This window comes from Paenarthrobacter sp. 10N417 (assembly GCF_056394745.1).
This window is the reverse complement of the sequence record NZ_JBFTIL010000010.1, coordinates 73,568-94,003: the sequence shown is the minus strand read 5'-3', so window position 1 is coordinate 94,003 and position 20,436 is coordinate 73,568. Positions and strand designations below refer to the sequence as shown.

The window sequence follows — 20,436 nt, the reverse complement described above, 5'->3', positions numbered from 1 at the left end:
CGATTGGTCTTAAGTGCCATCTCGGTGATCCTGCAGCTCAGCGTGGGGCGCGGCCACCAAGGCGTGTGGTGACCTTGGCCGCGGCGTCGGCACAAGCTTCGCCGAGACTGGTCAGCGTGTCCTGCGAGACCCGGAACTTTGGTGCGGGGATGAGCACGGCCGCCACAATGTTTCCCCTGTGGTCGTAGACGGGCGAGGCCACGCCCACTTCTTCGATTGACGTCTCGCCAAAGTTCACTGCCCAGCGGCGTTTCGTGGAATCCTCCAGCCGCTGCAAGTACGCCTCCATGGCTTCCTCATCGAGGCCAGGAAGAGTGACCGCACCGCTCCGGAGTAGATTCCGGACGCGGTCCTTGTCCTCCGCGGCAAGGAAGACCTGAACGGATGAGCTGAGTGCCTCGTTGTAACGGACTCCCAAAGGGGCCAGGTGCTTGACCTGGTGCCGGCTGGGGATCTGCTCCACACTCATGGATTCGGTGCCGTTCCAGACCATGAGCGCGCTGGTCTCCCCCGTGCGCTCGGTCAGTTCCCGTAGTACCGGATACGCCACGCGCCGCTCTTCGAGTTCCGCCAGGAGTGGGCCCGCCATGGCGATCATTCCCAACCCCAAGCGGAACCTGCGCGAATCGACGTCGCGCTCCACCAAATGCTCTTGCTCCAAGGTCGCCAGGATGCGGGAAACTGTGCTCTTGTGCAGGCCAATGCGCCCTGCGATTTCAGTGACCCCCAATAGCGGCTCTTCTGCACTGAAACTCCGCAGGACCGCGATGGCGTTGACAATGACCGAGGTACCTTTGGCTTCGCCGTTGCCTGAAACGTCGTTGGATTCCGTGGGAGTCATGGGTTCACTATATTTGGCTGAGGCTTGCGGACAGTGACCGGGCTTGGCCGGTGGACGCCGTGCACTGCGCCCACCGGCCCGGTCACCTAGGCTCCGATGATGTTGTACTCAGGGCCGAACGGGAACTTGGTGATGTTCTCCGCACCGTCTTCGCCCACCACGAGGATGTCGTGCTCGCGGTAGCCGCCGGCACCTGGTTGGCCGTCCAGGACTGTGATCATCGGTTCCATGGAAACCACCATGCCCGGTTCCAGCACGGTGTCGATGTCTTCGCGCAGTTCAAGGCCTGCTTCGCGTCCGTAGTAGTGACTCAAGACGCCGAACGAGTGGCCATAGCCGAACGTGCGATTCGCCAGGAGCCCGTGACCGACGTAGATCTCGTTGAGCTCGGCGGCGATGTCCTTGCAGACTGCGCCGGGCTTGATGAGTTCCAGGCCGCGCTTGTGAACCTCCACGTTGATGTTCCACAGTTCCAAGGAGCGCGCGTCCGGTTCGCCGTAGAACAGGGTGCGTTCCAGAGCCGTGTAGTAACCGCTGGTCATCGGGAAGCAGTTCAGGGACAGGATGTCGTGTTCCTGGATCTTGCGGGTGGTTGCCCAGTTGTGCGCGCCGTCGGTGTTGATTCCGGACTGGAACCAGACCCACGTGTCGCGGATTTCAGAGTCCGGGAAGGTGCGGGCGATCTCGTGGACCATGGCCTCGGTGCCGATCAAGGCGACCTCGTACTCAGTGATTCCAGCGGTGATCGCGCTGCGGATGGCCTCTCCGCCAAGATCGCCGATGCGGGCGCCGTGCTTGATGACTGCAATTTCCTCGTCCGACTTGATCATGCGCTGACGCATCGCAGCCTGGGCAACATCCACCAGCGTGGCTCCCGAGAATGCGGCCTGGATCTTGTTGCGGTTGTCCAGCGGCAGGGAGTCATCTTCGACGCCGATGCGGCGCGGGTTGATGCCGCGGGTGCGCAGGACTTCCTGGATAGCGTGGATGTAGTTGTCCCGGCGCCAGTCCGTGTACACCAGGTTGTCGCCGTAGCTGCTGCGCCAAGGCATACCGGCGTCGATATTTGCCGTAATGGTGACAGTGTCATCCTTGGTGACCACCATGCCGTAGGAGCGGCCGAAATAGGTGAAGAGGAAATCGGAGTAGTACTTGATGGAGTGGTAGCTGGTGAGGATGACGGCGTCGAGGTCCTTATCGGCCATGATGCTGCGAAGGCCGGTCAGGCGACGCTCAAACTCTGCATCCGAGAAAGTCAGGGGGACTTTCTCGCCGTTGTTGAGGACCTTGAGTCGATCGAGCTTGGCCACATCGTTGATGGCCTCGTTCTCGGTGATGGTCATGGTGGTTCCTTTCAATGGGTTGGTTGGTTTCAGACCTGCTGCAGTGGCTTCTTGGAAGTCTCGGCGGCGAACAGGACTGCGATGAGGGAAACAAGGGCGGCAGCCACGAGGTACCAGCCGGGGGCCAGCTGATTGTGGGTCATGCCGATAAGGAGCGTTGCCATGAACGGCGCGGTGCCGCCGAACAACGCGTTGGAGAGGTTGAAACTGACAGCGAAGCCGGTGTAGCGGACCTTCGTCGGGAAGAGTTCGGCCAGGAAGCTGGGTAGCGTGCCGTCGTTGAGGGTGAGCATTCCGCCCAGCAGGATCTGGACCAGCACGATCACCAGGAAGTTGCGGGTATCCAGGAGCATGAACGCAGGGACGGTCAGCACCACGAACAGGACAGACGCGGTGATGAGCATCCGTTTACGGCCGAACTTGTCCGACGCAATGCCGGTCAGGAAGATGAAGCCGATGTAACTGGCCAGGGCGATCGTGGTAGCCAGGAACGATTCCGCCGCTCCGAAGCCCAGTTCCACTGACAGGTATGTGGGCATGTAGCTGAGGATCACATAGAAGCCGACGGCGTTCAGCAGCACTGCGCCGGTGGCGATGATGAGTTGCTTACGGTACGTCTTGAACATCGCCAGGGCGGGAGCCTTGACTGCGGGCTCCTTCTCGGACAGCTCACGGAACGCAGGCGTGTCCTCGAGCTTGGTGCGGATGTACCTGCCGATCAAGCCCATGGGCGCAGCCAACAGGAACGGCAGACGCCAACCCCATTCGTTCAGCTGTTCCGGCGTCAGGACTGAACTCAGCAGGGCGGCCAGCAAGGAGCCCAGCAGGAGACCCGCTGCCGTACTGGCAGGCACGACGGCGGCGTAGAGTCCGCGGCGATTCGACGGCGCATACTCCACCAGGAAGGCGGACGCGCCGGCGTACTCCCCTGCAGCGGAGAAGCCCTGGACCACCCTTACGAGCAGCAGCAGGATGGGGGCCATCACGCCGATAGTGGCGTATCCGGGGATCAAGGCGATGCAGAACGTGGCCACTGACATCAGGACGATGGAGAGCGACAACGCTTGCTTTCGGCCCAGTCTGTCTCCGATGTGGCCCCAGATGAATCCGCCAAGCGGTCTTACGAAGAAGCTGACTGCAAAGACACCGAACGTCGCGAGCAGGGCCGTTTGACGATCGGATTCCGGGAAGAAAACGGTCGAGATAATGCCGGCCAGGTAACCATAGACGGCGTAGTCGAACCACTCCACGAAGTTGCCGATGAAGCTTGCAATGACAACGCGTCGGCGCGTGTCCTTGCTGACTGTGTGATTGGGGCCGGGCTTGGGAGAAGTGCTGTGTCCGTCATTGGACCGATCTCCCGGCGCGGCTGCCACAGAGGAAAGTTCATTACTCATGTGTCCACCAAGAATATTTGGGGTTGCATTAGAAGCAACGCTGTTGCACCAGACTACGTGTGGGCCGCGTCACGGTCAAGAGCGTTTCCAAAAGTCATTCAAGGCTCTCCGGGCCGCTCCAGACGTATCCAGCGACGGAGAGCCAGATCTCATCGATGTTGCAGTCAGGAAGACCGAGTTGCATCAACCGCCCCAAACCCCCGGATGTTCTCTCACATTGTGCGGCCTATTTCGGAACGTTCTCTCACTTCCACGAAGAAAGCCCGACGCCGGGCACCCCAGGTGAGCACCGACGTCGGGCTTTAGCGCGAAGCAGCTATTCAACCGCCGCCGCAGGACATGAGAGAACGTCCTCCAAAAAACGGCAGGACGTGAGAGACCGTCGGGGGGTACCGGGCAGGGCGCGGGGGTATCGGGCAGGGCGCGTCTAATCGACGGCGACCCAGATGTTCTCTCACATCGTGCTGCCTATTTCGGAACGTTCTCTCACTTCCACGAAGAAAGCCCGACGCCGGGCACCCGCGGTGGGTGCCGACGTCGGGCTTTAGCGCGTGACAGCTATTCAACCGCCGGCGCAGGACGTGAGAGAGCATCGGGGGGCAGGGTTAATCCGGCAACGCGCGTCTAAGCGACGAAGGAGCGGAGACCTGGAGGACCCCACTGATCACCTCTCACACACAACCCTTCCGCAGATGTTCTCTCACATCCTGCAGCCTATTTCGGAACGTTCTCTCACTTCCACGAAGAAAGCCCGACGTCGGCCACCCCAGGCGAGTGCCGACGTCGGGCTTTAGCACGTGACAGCTATTCAACCGCCGCCGCAGGACGTGAGAGAAGGACCGCCAGAAGACGGCAGGACGTGAGAGAACGACCGCAAAAAGACCGCAGGATGTGAGAGAGCATCGGGAGGGGGCGGGGTTATCCGGCAGCGCGCGTCTAAGCGAGGTACGAGCGAGCGCGCAGAGGATGACCCCGCCGCCGGAGGCAGCAAGGCCGAGCAGATGAGACCCTAGAGGACCTTGCGGATCGTCTCTTCGAAGCTGACCACGTGGTGCAGGGCGAGCTCGGCGGCGCGATCTTCGTCGCCGTCGGCTATGGCGGTCAGCAGTTCCGCGTGCTCGGAGATGTGGCCTGAGACGGAGGGCATCCTTTCCAGCATGTAGCACCAGATGCGGGTGGCGAGGTTGTCATACCGGATCAGGACGTCTTCCAGGTGTGCGTTCGCCGAGGCCTTGTAGATCAGGCGGTGAACCTGGATGTCGTAGCGCATGAGTTCCTGGGAGGAGTTGTCCTGGCCTTCAAGGTCACGGATTGCACCAGCGACAGCGCGGAGCTCTGAACGCATGGCAGGGCTGGCCATGCGGGCAGCCTTCCTGGAGGCGAGTGGCTCCAGGAGCTCGCGGATCTCGGAGACCTCAGCGAGCTGGGTGATGTCCACTCCAGTGGCGAACGTCCCACGCCGCGGATAGGAGACCACCAGGTGGTCGCTTTCGAGACGCTTAATGGCCTCGCGGACGGGCGTGCGTCCGATGCCCAGTTCTGCAGCAATCTGGCCATCGTTGATGGGGTCGCCGGGTTTGATGTCCAGCATGATGAGCCTGTCGCGCAGAAGCAGATAGGCGTTCTCCGCCAGGGACGAACCCTGCGGAGTTGATTCCAGTGCTTCCAATGCGGCGCTCATTGCTCTCTCCCGTTGCTCGTACTTCAGTCTGCTGGATGAGTTACCGCAGTCCTGTTGACGACCATGTGATCTTCAACATACTATGGCAATAGTTCTAATATATCAGTTGCCTAACAGTCGGCCACTAGACAAGCTTTTGAAGGAGAACACCATGGTTGAACCGCTGATCCGCCCGCTCGCACAGGCGGACCCGGAGGTCGATCAGGCGATCGCCCTGGAACTCATCCGCCAGCAGTCCACGCTGGAAATGATCGCCTCTGAGAACTTCGCCCCCACGGCCGTCATGGAAGCACAGGGCTCGGTCCTTACCAACAAGTACGCCGAGGGTTACCCGGGCAAGCGCTACTACGGCGGCTGCGAACACGTTGATGTGATCGAGCAGCTGGCCATCGACCGCCTGAAGTCCCTGTTTGGCGCAGAGTTCGCCAACGTCCAGCCCCACTCCGGCGCCCAGGCAAACGCCTCGGCCATGCACGCACTGATCACCCCTGGCGACACCATCATGGGCCTGAACTTGGCCCACGGCGGCCACCTGACCCACGGTATGCGCATCAACTTCTCCGGCAAGCTCTACAACGTGGTCCCGTACGGCGTCCGCGAGGACACCCACACCGTAGACATGGCTGAAGTTGAGCGCCTCGCCCTCGAGAGCAAGCCGCAACTGATCGTCGCTGGCTGGTCCGCTTACTCCCGCCAGTTGGACTTCGCGGAGTTCCGCCGCATCGCGGACCTGGTGGGCGCCTACTTGATGGTGGACATGGCTCACTTCGCTGGCCTGGTCGCAGCTGGACTGCACCCGAGCCCGGTCCCGCACGCCCACATTGTCACCAGCACCACGCACAAGACCCTGGGCGGTCCCCGCGGTGGCGTCATCCTGACGAACGACGCCGACATCGCCAAGAAGGTTAACTCCGCCGTCTTCCCGGGACAGCAGGGTGGTCCGCTGGAGCACGTTATCGCAGCAAAGGCTGTGGCCTTCAAGATGGCTGCCGAGCCGGAGTTCCAGGAACGCCAGGTCCGCGTACTCGAGGGTTCCAAGATCCTGGCCGATCGCCTCCTCCAGGACGACGTAGCCGCAGCTGGCATTTCCGTGGTCAGCGGTGGGACCGACGTCCACCTGGTGCTCGCCGATCTCCGCCACTCCGTCCTTAACGGACAGCAGGCCGAGGACACGCTGCACCGCATCGGCATCACGGTCAACCGCAACGCCGTCCCCTTCGACCCCCGCCCGCCGATGGTTTCCTCGGGCCTGCGCATCGGTACCCCCGCCCTCGCCGCCCGCGGCTTCGGCGCTGAGGACTTCACCGAAGTCTCGGACATCATTGCGACGGCGTTGATCGCCGCAGCGAACAGCGGCACCGAGGCAAGCGGCACCGAGGCAAGCGGCACCGAAGGTGACGTCACCCTGGACGAAGCCACCGCCGTAGAACTCCGCCGCCGCGTAACCGCACTGGCGGACAAATTCCCGCTTTACCCACACCTCAGTAACGGCAACGACGCCGCAACTGAACTCGAAGAAATGATTGGAGCAGCCCAGTGAGCGCGGACCACCTCCCCGAACACCCCGACTTCCTCTGGCGCAACCCGGACCCAAAGAAGAGCTACGACGCCGTTATTGTTGGCGGCGGCGGGCACGGCCTGGCAACGGCCTACTTCCTGGCCAAGAACCACGGCATGACCAACATCGCCATCCTCGAAAAGGGCTGGCTGGCCGGTGGCAACATGGCCCGCAACACCACCATCATCCGGTCCAACTACCTCTGGGACGAGAGTGCTGCGATTTACGAGCACGCGCTCAAACTGTGGGAAATCCTGCCGGAAGAGCTGGAGTACGACTTCCTGTTCAGCCAGCGGGGCGTGATGAACCTCGCCCACACCCTGGGCGACGTCCGCGAAAGCATGCGCCGCGTGGGTGCCAACCGCCTCAATGGCGTGGACGCCGAGTGGCTGGACCCTGACCAGGTCAAGGAACTTTGCCCCATCCTGAACACCAGCGACAACATCCGTTATCCGGTCATGGGCGCTACCTACCAGCCACGTGCCGGCATCGCCAAGCACGACCACGTGGCCTGGGCCTTCGCCCGCAAGTGCGATGAACTCGGCGTGGATATCATCCAGAACTGCGAAGTCACTGGCTTCATCAAGGACGGAAACCGGGTTACCGGCGTCAAGACAAGCCGTGGCACCATCAACACCGAAAAGGTAGGCCTTTGCGCCGCCGGTCACAGCTCGGTCCTCGCAGAGATGGCCGGCTTCCGCCTCCCCATCCAGTCCCACCCGCTCCAGGCGCTCGTGTCTGAACTGCACGAGCCGGTCCACCCCACGGTGGTCATGTCCAACCACGTCCACGTTTATGTGTCCCAGGCACACAAGGGTGAACTGGTGATGGGCGCTGGCGTGGACTCCTATAACGGCTACGGCCAGCGCGGATCGTTCCACGTGATCGAGGAGCAGATGGCGGCCGCCGTGGAGCTCTTCCCGATCTTCGCCCGTGCACACGTGCTCCGGACCTGGGGCGGCATCGTGGACACCACTCTCGACGCCTCGCCGATTGTTGGCCTCACCCCCGTAGAGAACATGTTCGTCAACTGCGGTTGGGGAACGGGTGGCTTCAAGGGCACTCCTGCGGCTGGCCTGACCTTCGCGCACACCATCGCAACCGGTGCCCCGCACAAGCTCAACAAGCCCTTCGCCCTGGAACGCTTCGAGACCGGCGCCCTGATCGACGAACACGGCGCCGCAGCCGTGGCCCACTAGGAAGGACGGGAAAGACATGCTACTCATTTCATGCCCCAACTGCGGGCCACGCGACGAAACAGAATTCCACTACGGCGGCCAGGCACACGTTGCCTACCCGGAGAACCCGAACGACCTCACGGACCGCGAGTGGGCTGAATACTTGTTCTACCGCGAGAACACCAAGGGTTCTTTCGCTGAACGCTGGGTCCACAGCACGGGTTGCCGCCAGTGGTTCAACATGCTGCGGGACACCGTGACCTACGACATCCAGTCCATCTACGCGATGGGCCAGCCGCGCCCGGATACTCAACCAGGCCTCGCTCCCGGCGCCGCAACAACAGGCGCCACAGCCCCCACCTCCTCGGAAGGAGTCTAGAAGTGACCAGCAAGAACGCACGCCTCGCCACCGGCGGACGCATTGACCGCAGCATCGCTTGGCGCTTCACCGTGGACGGCCAGGAATTCACCGGCCACCCCGGCGACACCATCGCCTCGGCTCTGCTGGCTAACGGCCACATCAACGCAGGCAACTCCCTTTACGAGGACCGCCACCGCGGCATCATGGCAGCCGGTGTGGAAGAGTCCAACGCCTTGGTCAAGATTGCCGCCCGCTTCCCGGGCCATGTCGCCGAATCCATGCTCCCCGCCACTGCCGTTTCACTCGTGGACGGAATGAACGTCGAACTGCTCTCCGGTTTGGGCAAGCTTGACCCTGCCGAGGACAAGGCTGAGTACGACAAGAAGTACGTCCACACGGACGTCCTGGTGGTCGGTGGCGGTGTTGCCGGCCTGGCAGCTGCCCGCGAAGCAGTCCGCACCGGCGCCCGCGTCATCCTGATCGACGACCAGCCGGAACTGGGCGGTTCGCTCCTCTCCGGCTCCACGGCCGAAGGCCTGCAGGAAACCATCGAGGGCAAGCCTGCCCTGGAATGGGTTGCAGACGTTGAAGCCGAGTTGGTCTCCGCCGAAGAATGCACCGTGCTGAACCGCACCACCGCCTTCGGTTCCTACGATTCCAACTACTTCATCGCAGCCCAGAACCGCACGGATCACCTGACCGTTCCCGCCGCTCCTGGCGTTTCGCGCCAGCGTATCTGGCACATCCGCGCACAGCAGGTTGTCCTGGCACCGGGTGCCCACGAGCGTCCGTTGGTCTTTGAGAACAACGACCGCCCGGGCATCATGCTCGCCTCGGCTGTCCGCACGTACCTCAACCGCTACGCGGTCGCCGCCGGATCACGCGTCGTCATCAGCACCACCAACGACTCCGCTTACCTGCTCGCCGCGGACCTGAAGGCAGCAGGCGTGGCGATTGCCGCCGTCGTCGATGCCCGTCCGCAGATCAGCGCGAAGGCCGCTGCCGCCGTCGAGTCCGGTATCCGGGTCCTCATTGGCAGCGCGGTTGCCGACACGAGCGCCGATGACGAGGGCCGCCTTAGCGGCGTCACCGTCCGCAGTATTAACGACGACGGCGAACTCACCTCGGGCGTCGAGCACATCGCCGCCGATCTGCTTGCTGTTTCCGGTGGCTGGAGCCCTGTGGTGCACCTCCACAGCCAGCGCCAGGGCAAACTGCGTTGGGATGACGAGCTGGCTGCCTTCATTCCGGCGTCAACCGTAAGGGACCAGCAGGTTGTTGGCGCAGGCCGCGGCAGCTACGAACTCCAGGACTGCCTGGCAGAGGGCATCTCGGCCGGAGCGGCAGCATCCATCGCTGCTGGCTTTGAGTCCGCAACCACCCCGGTGGACCTGCAGGCACCCATCGCGAGCGCCCCGACCCGCCAGCTGTGGCTTGTCCCCGGTCAGACCGGTGAGCCGGGCGAGTGGCACCACCACTTCGTCGACTTCCAGCGCGACCAGTCCGTGGCTGACGTCCTCCGCTCCACCGGGGCCGGCATGCGCTCGGTGGAACACGTCAAGCGGTACACCTCCATCAGCACCGCCAACGATCAAGGCAAGACCTCCGGCGTCAACGCGATCGGCGTCATCGCCGCCGCGCTGAAGTTCGGCGGCGCGGAAAGCGTTCCGGGCGTCGGCGAGATCGGCACCACCGCCTACCGCGCACCGTTCACCCCGGTCGCATTCGCCGCTTTGGCTGGTCGCCAGCGCGGTGAGCTGTTCGATCCCGCCCGAGTGACCTCCATCCACCCGTGGCACGTTGCCCAGGGTGCTCTGTTCGAAGACGTTGGACAGTGGAAGCGCCCTTGGTACTACCCGCAGTCCGGCGAGGACATGGACACGGCAGTCCTGCGTGAGTGCGCAGCGGTCCGCGATTCCGTGGGCTTCATGGACGCAACCACGCTCGGCAAGATCGAGATCCGTGGCAAGGACGCCGGCGAATTCCTGAACCGCGTGTACACCAACGCGTTCAAGAAGCTCGCACTGGGATCCGCCCGCTACGGCGTCATGTGCACCCCGGACGGCATGATCTTCGACGACGGCGTGACCCTCCGCCTGGACGACGACCGCTTCTTCATGACCACCACCACCGGCGGCGCTGCCAAGGTGCTGGACTGGTTGGAAGAGTGGCACCAGACGGAGTGGCCGGAACTCGATGTAGTCTGCACTTCCGTGACGGAGCAGTGGAGCACCATCGCCGTCGTCGGTCCCAAGTCGCGTGCAGTGATCGCGAAGGTTGCTCCCCAGCTCGCCGAAAACGGTGGCCTGGACGCAGAAGCCTTCCCGTTCATGACGTTCCGCGAGACCACCCTGGCCTCCGGAGTGCAGGCACGCGTTTGCCGTATCTCCTTCTCCGGCGAACTGGCCTACGAAATCAACATCCCGTCGTGGTACGGGCTCAACACCTGGGAAGCCGTTGCTGCCGCAGGTGCCGAGTTCAACATCACCCCTTACGGCACCGAAACAATGCACGTCCTTCGCGCTGAGAAGGGTTACCCGATCGTCGGGCAGGACACCGATGGCACGGTCACCCCGCAGGACGCCGGCATGGACTGGATTGTTTCCAAGGCCAAGGACTTCATCGGCAAGCGCTCCTACCTCCGCAAGGACGCAAGCCGCGAGGACCGCAAGCACCTGGTGAGCGTCCTTCCCGTGGATCACTCGCTGAGGCTGCCGGAAGGCACGCAGCTTGTGGAGAAGGGCATCCCCGTCAACCCGGCGTACGGACCCGTCCCCATGGAAGGCTTCGTAACCTCGAGCTACCACAGTGCCGCATTGGGCCGTTCCTTCGGCCTGGCCCTGATCCAAAACGGCCGCAACCGCATCGGCGAGACCCTCGTGGCCTCGGTGGGAGACCAATTGGTGGACGTGGTTGTCGGCGAAACCGTACTTTTCGATGCTGAAGGGACCCGCAAAGATGGCTGAAACAGCAACACCAGCAGAAACCGCACACGTCGACCGCGTACGGGGTGCCCGCCGCAGCCCGGCCGAGCACCTGGCTGACGCCTTCACCTCCGGCTCAGTGCCGGGCACGGTGACGCTCAAGGAAATCCCGTACCAGGCCATGGTGGGTATCCGGGTTGAGCGAACGTCCGACGCCGGAACCCGCGTTGCGTCCATCACCGGCGGCTTGCCGGCCGCTTGCGGTGAAGTGACGGGCTCTGGAGCAGTCAACGCACTCTGGCTTGGCCCTACCGAGTTCCTGGTGGTCGCTCCGGAGGAGTCCCACGACTCGCTGGGCGGCTCCTTGGTCAGTGACCTGACCACGGCACTGGGCAGCGATGAAGGTCAGGTGGTGGACTTGTCCGCCAACCGCACCACGTTCGAGCTCTCCGGCAGCCACGCCCGCGCTGTGCTCGAAAAGACGTGCTCGTTGGACCTTCACCCCCGCGTCTTCAAGGCCGGCACAGCTGTCTCAACGGAGCTCGCACACATCCCCGTGATGCTGTGGAAGACCTCGGACGAGAACTACCGGATCTTTCCCCGGGCCTCGTTTGCCGATTTCCTGGGACGCTGGCTCCTCGACGCCATGCGGGAGTACGCCTCCCCCGAGGTCCCCTAATGGCACTGAGTGTGCTTGATCTGTTTTCTGTTGGCATCGGGCCGTCGTCTTCACACACGGTCGGCCCGATGCGGGCGGCAAAGCAGTTCACGGACGGTCTTGAATCGTCCGGCCAGCTTCCGGCCACGGTGCGCGTCCAGGCTGAGCTCTTCGGCTCGCTGGGCGCCACCGGGCGGGGCCACGGCTCCGACAAAGCCGTGGTGCTGGGGCTGCAGGGCCACTCACCCGAAACCGTCGACACCAAAACCGCTGACGACCAAGTGGCAGCAGCAGCCCTCGACGCCGAACTGCGCTTGGGCGGCGATCACCGGGTGGACTTCAATTGGGACGAGGACGTGGTCCTCCACCGCCGCAAGTCCCTTCCGGCACACCCCAACGGCATGACGTTCCGGGCCCTTGACCACACCGGCGCAGTACTGCGTGAGCGCAGCTACTACTCGATCGGTGGCGGCTTTGTGGTGGATGGGGACGCCACAGGCACGGACAATGTAGTAGCCGATGACACCGTCCTCCCCTACCCGTTCACCACTGCCGACGAGTTGCTTGCCATTTGCTCACGCGAGGGCATGTCAATTTCCGATGTCATGTTGGCCAACGAACTCGTCTGGCGGTCCGAGGAGGAGCTCCGGGAGCGCCTTCTGGGCATCTGGGCTGTCATGCGTGAATGCGTGGACAACGGCTGTTCGGCCGAGGGAATCCTCCCCGGAGGTTTGAAAGTCAGGCGACGGGCGCCGTCGTTGTTTAAGAAGCTTTCCGAAACGGACGCGGACCTGAACGGGGCCAGCTCGGCGGACCCGCTCCTCGCCATGGAATGGGTGAACCTGTTCGCGTTGGCGGTCAACGAGGAGAACGCGGCTGGCGGCAGGATCGTCACTGCACCGACCAATGGTGCCGCGGGAATTGTCCCTGCAGTGCTGCACTATTACACAAAGTTTGTTCCAGGAGCCAACGACGACGGCGTCGTGCGGTTCCTGCTCGCGGCGGCCGCCGTCGGGATTCTCTTCAAGATCAACGCCTCCATTTCAGGTGCCGAAGTGGGCTGCCAGGGCGAGGTGGGTTCCGCTTGCTCCATGGCCGCTGCAGGCCTTTGCGAAGTCCTGGGCGGAACGCCGGAGCAGGTGGAGAACGCCGCCGAGGTGGGCATCGAGCACAACCTGGGCCTCACCTGCGATCCCGTGGGCGGACTGGTGCAGATCCCGTGCATCGAACGCAATGCCATCGCCAGCGTCAAGGCGATCAACGCTGCCCGCCTTGCCCTGCACGGAGATGGCAGCCACAAAGTGTCCCTGGACAAGGCCATCAAGACCATGCGCGAAACAGGCGCCGACATGAAATCCAAATACAAGGAGACCTCCCGCGGAGGACTCGCCGTCAACGTAGTGGAGTGCTAGCCATGACTGCCATCCAAACCGAATCTTCTACCGATTCCTCCACCGGGACCACCGTGGAGCACGTCCTTACCTTGGACTGCCCTGAAGGTCCCGGAATCGTGCACGCTGTGTCCGGCTTCCTGCTGGAGCATGGCTGCGACATCATCGACAACAAGCAGTACGGTGACCGCGCCGAGGGCCACTTCTTCATGCGGGTTCACTTCGCGTCCTCCGGTGACGAGACCACTGTGGATGCATTGCGTGCTGCGTTTTCCCCTGTGGGCGAGAAGTACGCGATGAACTGGCAGCTGGAACGCCAAGGGTCCAAGCGTCGCGTGTTGATCATGGTGTCGAAGTTTGGGCACTGCCTGAACGACCTGCTGTTCCGTGCGCGGATCGGTGAGCTTCCGATCGATGTGGTGGGCGTCGTGTCCAACCACACCGATCACCAGGGCTTGGCTGAGTGGCACGGGATTCCCTTCTTCCACGTCCCCGTTACGGCTGCCACCAAGCCTGCGGCGGAAGCACGTTTGCTGGACATCATCGACGAACTGGACGTGGAACTCATTGTGCTGGCCCGGTACATGCAGGTGCTCAGCGACGATCTCGCCCGCAAGCTCGACGGGCGCGCCATCAACATCCACCACTCATTCCTGCCGAGCTTCAAGGGTGCCAAGCCGTACCACCAGGCCTACGCCCGCGGAGTGAAGACCGTGGGTGCCACCGCCCACTACGTCAACGGCGAGCTGGACGAGGGCCCGATCATCTCCCAGCAGGTGGTTGAGGTGGATCACACGTTCGGACCGGACGATCTCGTAGCCGCCGGTCGGGACACGGAGTGCAAGGCCCTCAGCAACGCCGTTCGTTGGCACTGCGAGGGGCGGATCATCCTGAATGGGAACAGGACGATTGTGCTGAAGTAAGGCCTTGCGCGCCCCATTTCGATGGTTCCCTGCACAGACGCTGTTGCGAACGGCGGTGTGTGCAGGGAACCATCGAATTGGCGTTTAAAGGAGCTGCAAACGGGCCAGCCGCGCCGCCAAATGCAGGGCGGCGAGCCTGCCCGTTCCCCTTGGGTCTCCCCCGCACAGCTCGAAGATCCGCTGCAGCCGGTGGTGCATGGACTGCCGTTCCAGGTGCAGTTCGCGCGCAGCCTGGGCTGTGTTGCAGCCAGTGTCCAGCCAGACGGTCAGCGTCCGCAGAAGCTGGGATCGCCGCAGCCGGTCATGCTCGACGACGGCACCCAACTGCCGCTGCACGAACCCTTCCCGGGTGGCTGGGTCGAGATGTTCCTCAGCGAGGCGTTCCACGGCGAAGGCTTCAGCATCCACCACTCCACCACCCACTAAATCCAGGTCCAGCGTCCGTCGCGCCTCGGCCAGCGACCAGGGAGCCTCATCGATCCCCTTGCCCACGGGGCCAAGCGCTATCGCAGATCCGGCTGGCGTCTCCAAGGCCCGGAGAGCATCCATCAGGGCTGCCCGGGTTGCTGCGCCATCCCCAAGGGAAGCGAGCGCGATCAGCTCCGCATTATCCGCATAGCTGGCACTGTGCGGCACGTGTATACGCAGCAGTGCATCAAGGGCCGAGCGAAGATGCCCTGCACCGGTGGAGCGGATCACCAGCGCAGCAACCTGGCCGTTCACGGGAAAGCCCGACGCCGGCCCAAGCTGCTGGAGCTGCCACGATTGGCTCCCGGAATTGATGGCACGCATCAGTTCAATGCCCGCCAACTCCTTCAATCCTGGCGGCATCCGCTGCAACAGGGCCAGGCCAAGGATGTCCACGGACCGCTCTCCCGCCACGCGCGCGAGGCCACTATCGCCGTCGTCGGGCACGTGCAGCTCCAAGCGGGCGGCGAGGACGCCACGCACCGGCACATCAACCGTGATGAGCCCACTGTCCTCCGCCAGCGAATCCGAGCCGGCCGCTGGACCCGCTGCAGACCCTGCTGCCGAGCTCGCCGCGGAACCCAGGGTGAGGCCCGACGGCGATACCAACCGCGCGCTGGAACCTGTCCTTTCTGCCAAAACAGCCAGAAGTTGGTCAAGTCCGCCGCCATGGGCGAGTTCGGCGGCCATCGCGTGGCTGGTTTGATCGCCGCGTTGAAGCTGTTCGACGGACTCGCTGACCAGGAGCGAGTTGATCTCCTGCATGACGGCAACGAAAGGAACAACGTGACGCAATTCAATAACGGGCAGGCCTGCGGCTTCGGCAGCCTCCAGCATGGGACCGGGAACTTCGGGCAGTGTCGATCCGGTTTCGAGTGCCAGTGCAGCTATGCCACGGGCCGCTAGCGCCCGGACGTATTGGGCTTGCCGTTCGGCGCTCTCAAGGGCAAGCGCCTGGCCGCCGCTGAGGAGCAGTTCGCCACCGCTGAGGAGCGGAGCGATGTCCAAAACCTCGCTGGAGTGCACCCAACGGACGGGCCGGGTCAGGGCATCCGCCACTGAGTTAAGGAGACGGGGCTCGGCGGCTTTGAGGCTTTCACGTTCCAAGGCTTGGCCCAGAAGGATTGACATGACACTCCGTAAGGTGGAATACAGTTTCTTTAGACACATCGTATCTTGTTGCTGTGATGTGTGGCACATACGCTGAAGGAGTCCCTTTCACACACGGAGGATCTCCCTCATGCAAGACAACCTCTCCCCTGCGTCATCGCAGCCTGCGTCACAGCAGCCTGCTTCAGCGCGGCCAGGCTCAGCGCAGTCAGGTCCGGCAACGGCGCCGGCCCATGACAGCGAAGCCTGGCTGCAGCCCATCCCCGAGTCAGACCGTACGCGCAAGGTCTCAGGCCAGTTCTGGATCTGGGCCGGCGCCAACCTCGCTCCCATCAACTGGGTGCTGGGCGCACTCGGAATCCACCTCGGCCTCGGCTTTGCCGACACCGTCTTTGTCCTCGTCCTGGGCAACCTGATCGGCATGCTGCTGTTTGGCTGCTTCGTCCTCCTTGGCCAAAAGACCGGCGCCACAGGCATGGTCCTGGCCCGGGCCGCCTTCGGCCGGCGCGGCAACTACCTCCCCGCCGCAATCCAGGCACTCCTGGTCATCGGGTGGTGCGCGGTCAATACGTGGATCATTCTGGACCTTGTCATGGCTCTCTTCGGAACGCTGGGCTGGGTGGATCCCACCGCAAAGAACTACGTCTGGAAGATCGGCGTCGCCACCGTCATCATGGCCGCCCAGGTTGCCATTGCCTGGTTCGGCTACAAGGCGATCGCTGCTTTCGAAAAGTGGACTGTTCCGCCCACCATCATCATCCTGGCCGTCATGTCCGCCGTTGCATGGATCGGCATGAAGATCGATTGGGGTTACGCCGGTCCAGCTGGCCACATCCTTGAGGGATCCGAGCGGATCGCTGCAATGAGCGCCGTAATGACCGCCATTGGCATCGGCTGGGGCATCACCTGGTTCACGTACGCCGCGGACTACTCGCGCTTCGTCAGCACCTCCGTTCCCAAGCGCAAGGTCTACCTGGCTTCGGTCCTTGGCCAGTTCATTCCCGTGGTTTGGCTCGGCGTCCTCGGCGCGAGCCTTGCGACCAACAGCGGCGAGATCGACCCCGGCAAACTGATCGTTCAGAACTTCGGAGTCCTTGCCCTTCCTGTCCTCCTCATGGTGTTGCACGGCCCCATTGCCACCAACATCCTGAACATCTACACCTTCTCAGTGGCCACACAGGCCCTGGACATCAATATCAATCGTCGCAAGCTCAACCTGTTCGTCGGCGTCTTCTCGCTGCTCGCCGTGGTGTTCTTCATCTTCCAGGAGGACTTCGCCTCGGTGCTCGACGCCTGGCTGATCGGCCTCGTTGCGTGGGTAGCTGCATGGGGCGGCGTCATGTTGGTGCACTACTTCTGGCTGGAGAAGCGCTGGCCCGGAAAGGTTGAACGGCTCTTCGACGGGGTCGGCACCAAGCGCCTCCCTGTGATCAACTGGGCCGGTATCGTCTCCCTGCTGGTTGGCATCTTCTGCACCTGGCTGTTCATGTACGGGCTGATACCAGTGATGCAAGGCCCCATCGCGGTGGCACTTGGCGGCTGGGATCTCTCATGGCTGGCCGGCGGACTTACCAGCGCCGCAGCCTACGCAATCCTCGGGCCGCGGGCACACCGAAAGTTTGTCCTTGCTGATTCGAATCACGTCTCCGTCACTCAAGCTGCCCCGGGCGCTCCGGCAGTTCCCGTAGCTTCCGAAAGGACCACAGCATGAGCCAGCCCGCCTTCGCGGACTCCCTCCACCCGATCACCTGGCCAGAGGGCTTCAAAGCCGCAGCGTCCTTCACCTTCGACGTCGACGCCGAGTCCTGCACCATCGCCCACGATCCCTCCAGCACCCGGCGCATGTCCCTCATGAGCCACCAGTCGTATGGTCCCAAAATCGCCGTCCCGCGGCTCCTGCAGATCCTGGATCGCCAGGACATCAAGGGAACGTTCTTCATCCCTGGATTTACTGCGGAGAGCTACCCGGATGTAGTGCGCAGGATCGCTGACGGTGGGCACGAAATAGCCCACCATGGCTACCTTCACGAGCCAATGCAGGCCATCGACGCCGCAACCGAGGCCAGTTACCTGGACCGGGGTTTGGAAGCACTGGCCAACGTTGCCGGTGTTCGGCCAGTGGGCTACCGGGCTCCGTGGTGGGAGTTGAACTGGCAGTCGCCCGCGCTGCTCGCGGACCGAGGCTTCCTTTACGACTCAAGCCTGCTCGACGGCGATGCCCCCTACCGTATGTCAGTGGCCGAGGACGACCCCCGGGACATCGTGGAGATTCCCGTTGACTGGGCCTTGGATGACTGGGAGCAGTACGCGTTCTACCCCGGCATCACGGGCAGCGGCGTCATCGAAAGCCCGGCCAAGGCCTTGGAAATGTGGACTCTTGACGCCCAGGCGCACCATGCCCAGGGCAGCTGCTTCGTCCTGACCAACCACCCGTTCATCTCCGGTCGGCCGTCCAGGGCCGTCGCCTTGGAGCAGCTGATCGAACGGGTCAAGGGACTTGAGGGCATGTGGGTCACCACTCTTGCCGAGATCGCACAGCACACGAAGGATACGGTTCAGGAAATCCACACCCACGCCCGGATCGACGTCCCCTTGTTCCCAGGAGCCGGTGCTTCCTTCCGCCCGGCCCAGGTACGGGTACCCACCCTCAGCTAACACTTCGCCGAGATGGCAGCACGCCCCCATGTTCTGGCTGCACATGGGGGTCTGCTGCCATCTCGGCGGAGGTCCTTAAGCGCTTACGGCGTTGATCCAAACCCCAATGATCCAGGTGCTCGCGGCGGCACAAGCAAGACCGAACTCCACGAGAATCCCGATGCCGGTCGCCTTGAGCGCGGCGCCGCTCGTACGGACAGCGGTGCGGAAGTCACGGGTCCGCTGGACCTCGCTCAGCAGGAGCCCGACGGCGAACCCCACCACGAGTCCGACCACCGGAATCACGAACATTCCCACCACGCCGAGAACTATCCCAATCACAACGGACCTGTTGGGAATCCCGTGCTGTTTCAGCTTTCGCCCTGTGAGCACAGCACTGGCAGCCATTCCGGCCACTACGAACACCACGCCGATGGCGAAGATCACCCAGCCGAGCGTTCCGGCGCCGCCCCAAATTGCCCACGCGAGGAGGCTCGCACCAATGAGGATGCTTCCCGGAAGGACAGGGATGATGGTCCCGGCAACCCCAACCGCAATGGCCAGGCCGCACAGGATAGTCACGACGAGTTCGGCATTCATGGCCCCAAGTCTATGGGCCAGCAACCCGGGGTCACTTCTGGCCCCTTTGGGAGGCCAACATGGGCCACAAGTGACCCCGCGTTGCTCCTTAACGAACAACGACGGCGACGCTCCCCAGCATGGGAGGCGTCGCCGTCGTCGGTTGGTTAGTCGTAACCGCTATTCGGTCACTGCTGCGGCAACAGCCGCGGTGACTGCCGGTGCCACTCGGGCGTCCAGCGGGCTCGGCACGATGTAGTCAGCGGAGAGGTCTTCCTCGGCCAGCTCAGCGATTGCGCGTGCAGCGGCGATCTTCATTGCGGGCGTGATGCGGCGGGCCTTGGCGTCCAGTGCGCCACGGAAGATGCCTGGGAAGGCCAGCACGTTGTTGATCTGGTTCGGGAAGTCGCTGCGGCCCGTGGCAACTACGGCCGCGTACTTCTGGGCAACCTCGGGGAGAACTTCAGGGTCCGGGTTGGACAGGGCGAACACGATCGACTGATCGTTCATGAGCTTCAGGTGTTCTTCATCCAGCTTGGAGGAGGAAACGCCTACGAACACATCGGCTCCGGTCAGGCCCTCGCCCGGACCACCTGTGATGCCGCGGGGGTTGGTGCGCTGAGTCATGCGGGCCTTGACGCTGCCGGGATCGGCCACAAGATCGGCACGCTCAGCGTTGACTACGCCCTTGGAGTCGAGCAGGATGACGTCCTTGATGCCAACAGCCAGAAGAATCTCGGCAATCGCAATACCGGCGGCACCTGCGCCGGAGACAACGACTTTGAGCCCCGAAAGTTCGCGCTTGGTCACCTTGGCAGCGTTGGTCAGGGCAGCGAGAACCACGACGGCGGTGCCGTGCTGGTCGTCGTGCATGACGGGGCAGTCGAGTGCTTCGATGAGGCGCTCTTCGAGTTCGAAGCAACGTGGAGCGGAGATGTCCTCAAGGTTCACTGCACCGAAGCTCGGGCGGAGGCGGACCAAGGTCTCGATGATCTCGTCCACGTTGGTGGTGTTGAGAACCAGCGGGATGGAGTCGAGGTCGCCGAAGGACTTGAAGAGGGCAGACTTTCCTTCCATGACCGGGAGGGAAGCGCTGGGGCCGATGTTGCCCAGGCCCAGTACGGCGGTGCCGTCGCTGACAACAACAACCAGGCGCTCAGCCCAGGTGTGGGTGCGGGCGAGCTCGGGGTTGGCGTGGATCGCGCGGCTGACCTGGGCGACGCCCGGGGTGTACGCGATGGAAAGGTCACGCTTGTTGTTCAGGGGAACGGTGCTGGAAATCGTGAGCTTGCCGCCCTCGTGTGCTGCGAAGATCTCTTCTTCGCTCAGTACCAAGGCGTCATTGTCAGTAGCGATTGTCTCAATGGACACGTCTTTGTCTCCTCAGGCT

16 protein-coding genes are annotated in these 20,436 nt (G+C 63.2%); 9 read left to right on the top strand and 7 right to left on the bottom strand.

The window, feature by feature from the left end; genetic code table 11:
• Nucleotides 1–37: 37 nt before the first annotated feature.
• The 4 genes from AC1DCM_RS14170 to AC1DCM_RS14155 all read right to left on the bottom strand — a co-directional run bounded on the left by AC1DCM_RS14170 (nucleotide 38) and on the right by AC1DCM_RS14155 (nucleotide 5,262).
• Nucleotides 38–841 (bottom strand): IclR family transcriptional regulator, encoded by an 804-nt coding sequence (locus AC1DCM_RS14170; protein WP_477518721.1) that lies wholly within the window; start codon nucleotides 839–841, stop codon nucleotides 38–40.
• A gap of 86 nt (nucleotides 842–927) precedes the next feature.
• Nucleotides 928–2,184: an aminopeptidase P family protein gene (locus tag AC1DCM_RS14165; protein WP_477518720.1), complete on the bottom strand. Its 1,257-nt coding sequence runs from the start codon at nucleotides 2,182–2,184 to the stop codon at nucleotides 928–930.
• Between the two features lie 29 nt (nucleotides 2,185–2,213).
• The gene (locus tag AC1DCM_RS14160; RefSeq protein ID WP_477518719.1) at nucleotides 2,214–3,581 is read right to left on the bottom strand and encodes an MFS transporter; all 1,368 of its coding nucleotides are present in this window, start codon (nucleotides 3,579–3,581) and stop codon (nucleotides 2,214–2,216) included.
• Between the two features lie 1,009 nt (nucleotides 3,582–4,590).
• Complete coding sequence (locus tag AC1DCM_RS14155; protein WP_442004517.1) at nucleotides 4,591–5,262, bottom strand: GntR family transcriptional regulator; 672 nt, start codon at nucleotides 5,260–5,262, stop codon at nucleotides 4,591–4,593.
• Between the two features lie 151 nt (nucleotides 5,263–5,413).
• Here AC1DCM_RS14155 and glyA point away from each other — a divergent pair, with 151 nt between their 5' ends.
• The 7 genes from glyA to purU are packed head-to-tail and all read left to right on the top strand — an operon-like array spanning nucleotide 5,414 to nucleotide 14,255.
• Nucleotides 5,414–6,802, top strand: coding sequence for a serine hydroxymethyltransferase (glyA, locus tag AC1DCM_RS14150; protein ID WP_477518718.1), 1,389 nt, complete (start codon nucleotides 5,414–5,416; stop codon nucleotides 6,800–6,802).
• Nucleotides 6,799–8,019 carry a sarcosine oxidase subunit beta family protein gene (locus tag AC1DCM_RS14145; protein WP_477518717.1) on the top strand — a complete coding sequence of 407 codons (1,221 nt, stop codon included), beginning with the start codon at nucleotides 6,799–6,801 and terminating at the stop codon, nucleotides 8,017–8,019. The genes glyA and AC1DCM_RS14145 overlap by 4 nt, the downstream gene beginning before the upstream one ends.
• A gap of 16 nt (nucleotides 8,020–8,035) precedes the next feature.
• Entirely contained in the window at nucleotides 8,036–8,377 is a 342-nt protein-coding gene (locus AC1DCM_RS14140) for a sarcosine oxidase subunit delta (protein WP_477518716.1), read from the top strand.
• A 2-nt stretch (nucleotides 8,378–8,379) separates the two neighbouring features.
• Nucleotides 8,380–11,325 (top strand): 2Fe-2S iron-sulfur cluster-binding protein, encoded by a 2,946-nt coding sequence (locus tag AC1DCM_RS14135; protein WP_477518715.1) that lies wholly within the window; start codon nucleotides 8,380–8,382, stop codon nucleotides 11,323–11,325.
• Nucleotides 11,318–11,962, top strand: a complete 645-nt coding sequence (locus tag AC1DCM_RS14130; protein WP_477518714.1) for a sarcosine oxidase subunit gamma — start codon at nucleotides 11,318–11,320, stop codon at nucleotides 11,960–11,962. The genes AC1DCM_RS14135 and AC1DCM_RS14130 overlap by 8 nt, the downstream gene beginning before the upstream one ends.
• A complete protein-coding gene (locus AC1DCM_RS14125) occupies nucleotides 11,962–13,353 on the top strand; it encodes an L-serine ammonia-lyase (protein WP_477518713.1) in 1,392 nt (463 codons plus the stop codon). The genes AC1DCM_RS14130 and AC1DCM_RS14125 overlap by 1 nt, the downstream gene beginning before the upstream one ends.
• A gap of 2 nt (nucleotides 13,354–13,355) precedes the next feature.
• Nucleotides 13,356–14,255, top strand: coding sequence for a formyltetrahydrofolate deformylase (gene purU, locus AC1DCM_RS14120; RefSeq protein WP_442018584.1), 900 nt, complete (start codon nucleotides 13,356–13,358; stop codon nucleotides 14,253–14,255).
• 84 nt (nucleotides 14,256–14,339) lie between these two features.
• Here the strand turns inward: purU and AC1DCM_RS14115 are convergent, their stop codons facing one another.
• On the bottom strand, nucleotides 14,340–15,854 hold the full coding sequence (locus AC1DCM_RS14115; RefSeq protein WP_442004510.1) for a PucR family transcriptional regulator: 1,515 nt from the start codon (nucleotides 15,852–15,854) through the stop codon (nucleotides 14,340–14,342).
• Nucleotides 15,855–15,963: 109 nt separating this feature from the next.
• Here AC1DCM_RS14115 and AC1DCM_RS14110 point away from each other — a divergent pair, with 109 nt between their 5' ends.
• Together AC1DCM_RS14110 and AC1DCM_RS14105 are read left to right on the top strand one after the other, a co-directional pair.
• A complete protein-coding gene (locus AC1DCM_RS14110; RefSeq protein ID WP_477518712.1) occupies nucleotides 15,964–17,544 on the top strand; it encodes a purine-cytosine permease family protein in 1,581 nt (526 codons plus the stop codon).
• On the top strand, nucleotides 17,541–18,488 hold the full coding sequence (locus AC1DCM_RS14105; RefSeq protein ID WP_477518711.1) for a polysaccharide deacetylase family protein: 948 nt from the start codon (nucleotides 17,541–17,543) through the stop codon (nucleotides 18,486–18,488). Before AC1DCM_RS14110 ends, AC1DCM_RS14105 begins: the two co-directional genes overlap by 4 nt.
• A 75-nt stretch (nucleotides 18,489–18,563) precedes the next feature.
• Here AC1DCM_RS14105 and AC1DCM_RS14100 read toward each other — a convergent pair whose 3' ends face one another.
• Together AC1DCM_RS14100 and AC1DCM_RS14095 are read right to left on the bottom strand one after the other, a co-directional pair.
• Entirely contained in the window at nucleotides 18,564–19,067 is a 504-nt protein-coding gene (locus tag AC1DCM_RS14100) for a DUF456 domain-containing protein (RefSeq protein ID WP_477518710.1), read from the bottom strand.
• A gap of 159 nt (nucleotides 19,068–19,226) precedes the next feature.
• Entirely contained in the window at nucleotides 19,227–20,417 is a 1,191-nt protein-coding gene (locus AC1DCM_RS14095; RefSeq protein ID WP_477518709.1) for an NAD(P)-dependent malic enzyme, read from the bottom strand.
• Nucleotides 20,418–20,436: the final 19 nt, after the last annotated feature.

Excerpts from the sequence above, each read along its gene's own strand:
- AC1DCM_RS14125 (WP_477518713.1), top strand. The coding sequence starts at position 11,962 with ATGGCACTGAGTGTGCTTGATCTGTTTTCTGTTGGCATCGGGCCGTCG.
- AC1DCM_RS14110 (WP_477518712.1), top strand. The coding sequence starts at position 15,964 with ATGCAAGACAACCTCTCCCCTGCGTCATCGCAGCCTGCGTCACAGCAG.
- glyA (WP_477518718.1), top strand. The coding sequence starts at position 5,414 with ATGGTTGAACCGCTGATCCGCCCGCTCGCACAGGCGGACCCGGAGGTC.
- AC1DCM_RS14100 (WP_477518710.1), bottom strand. The coding sequence starts at position 19,067 with ATGAATGCCGAACTCGTCGTGACTATCCTGTGCGGCCTGGCCATTGCG.
- AC1DCM_RS14155 (WP_442004517.1), bottom strand. The coding sequence starts at position 5,262 with ATGAGCGCCGCATTGGAAGCACTGGAATCAACTCCGCAGGGTTCGTCC.
- AC1DCM_RS14115 (WP_442004510.1), bottom strand. The coding sequence starts at position 15,854 with ATGTCAATCCTTCTGGGCCAAGCCTTGGAACGTGAAAGCCTCAAAGCC.
- AC1DCM_RS14105 (WP_477518711.1), top strand. The coding sequence starts at position 17,541 with ATGAGCCAGCCCGCCTTCGCGGACTCCCTCCACCCGATCACCTGGCCA.
- AC1DCM_RS14130 (WP_477518714.1), top strand. The coding sequence starts at position 11,318 with ATGGCTGAAACAGCAACACCAGCAGAAACCGCACACGTCGACCGCGTA.
- AC1DCM_RS14140 (WP_477518716.1), top strand. The coding sequence starts at position 8,036 with ATGCTACTCATTTCATGCCCCAACTGCGGGCCACGCGACGAAACAGAA.
- purU (WP_442018584.1), top strand. The coding sequence starts at position 13,356 with ATGACTGCCATCCAAACCGAATCTTCTACCGATTCCTCCACCGGGACC.
- AC1DCM_RS14165 (WP_477518720.1), bottom strand. The coding sequence starts at position 2,184 with ATGACCATCACCGAGAACGAGGCCATCAACGATGTGGCCAAGCTCGAT.
- AC1DCM_RS14160 (WP_477518719.1), bottom strand. The coding sequence starts at position 3,581 with ATGAGTAATGAACTTTCCTCTGTGGCAGCCGCGCCGGGAGATCGGTCC.
- AC1DCM_RS14170 (WP_477518721.1), bottom strand. The coding sequence starts at position 841 with ATGACTCCCACGGAATCCAACGACGTTTCAGGCAACGGCGAAGCCAAA.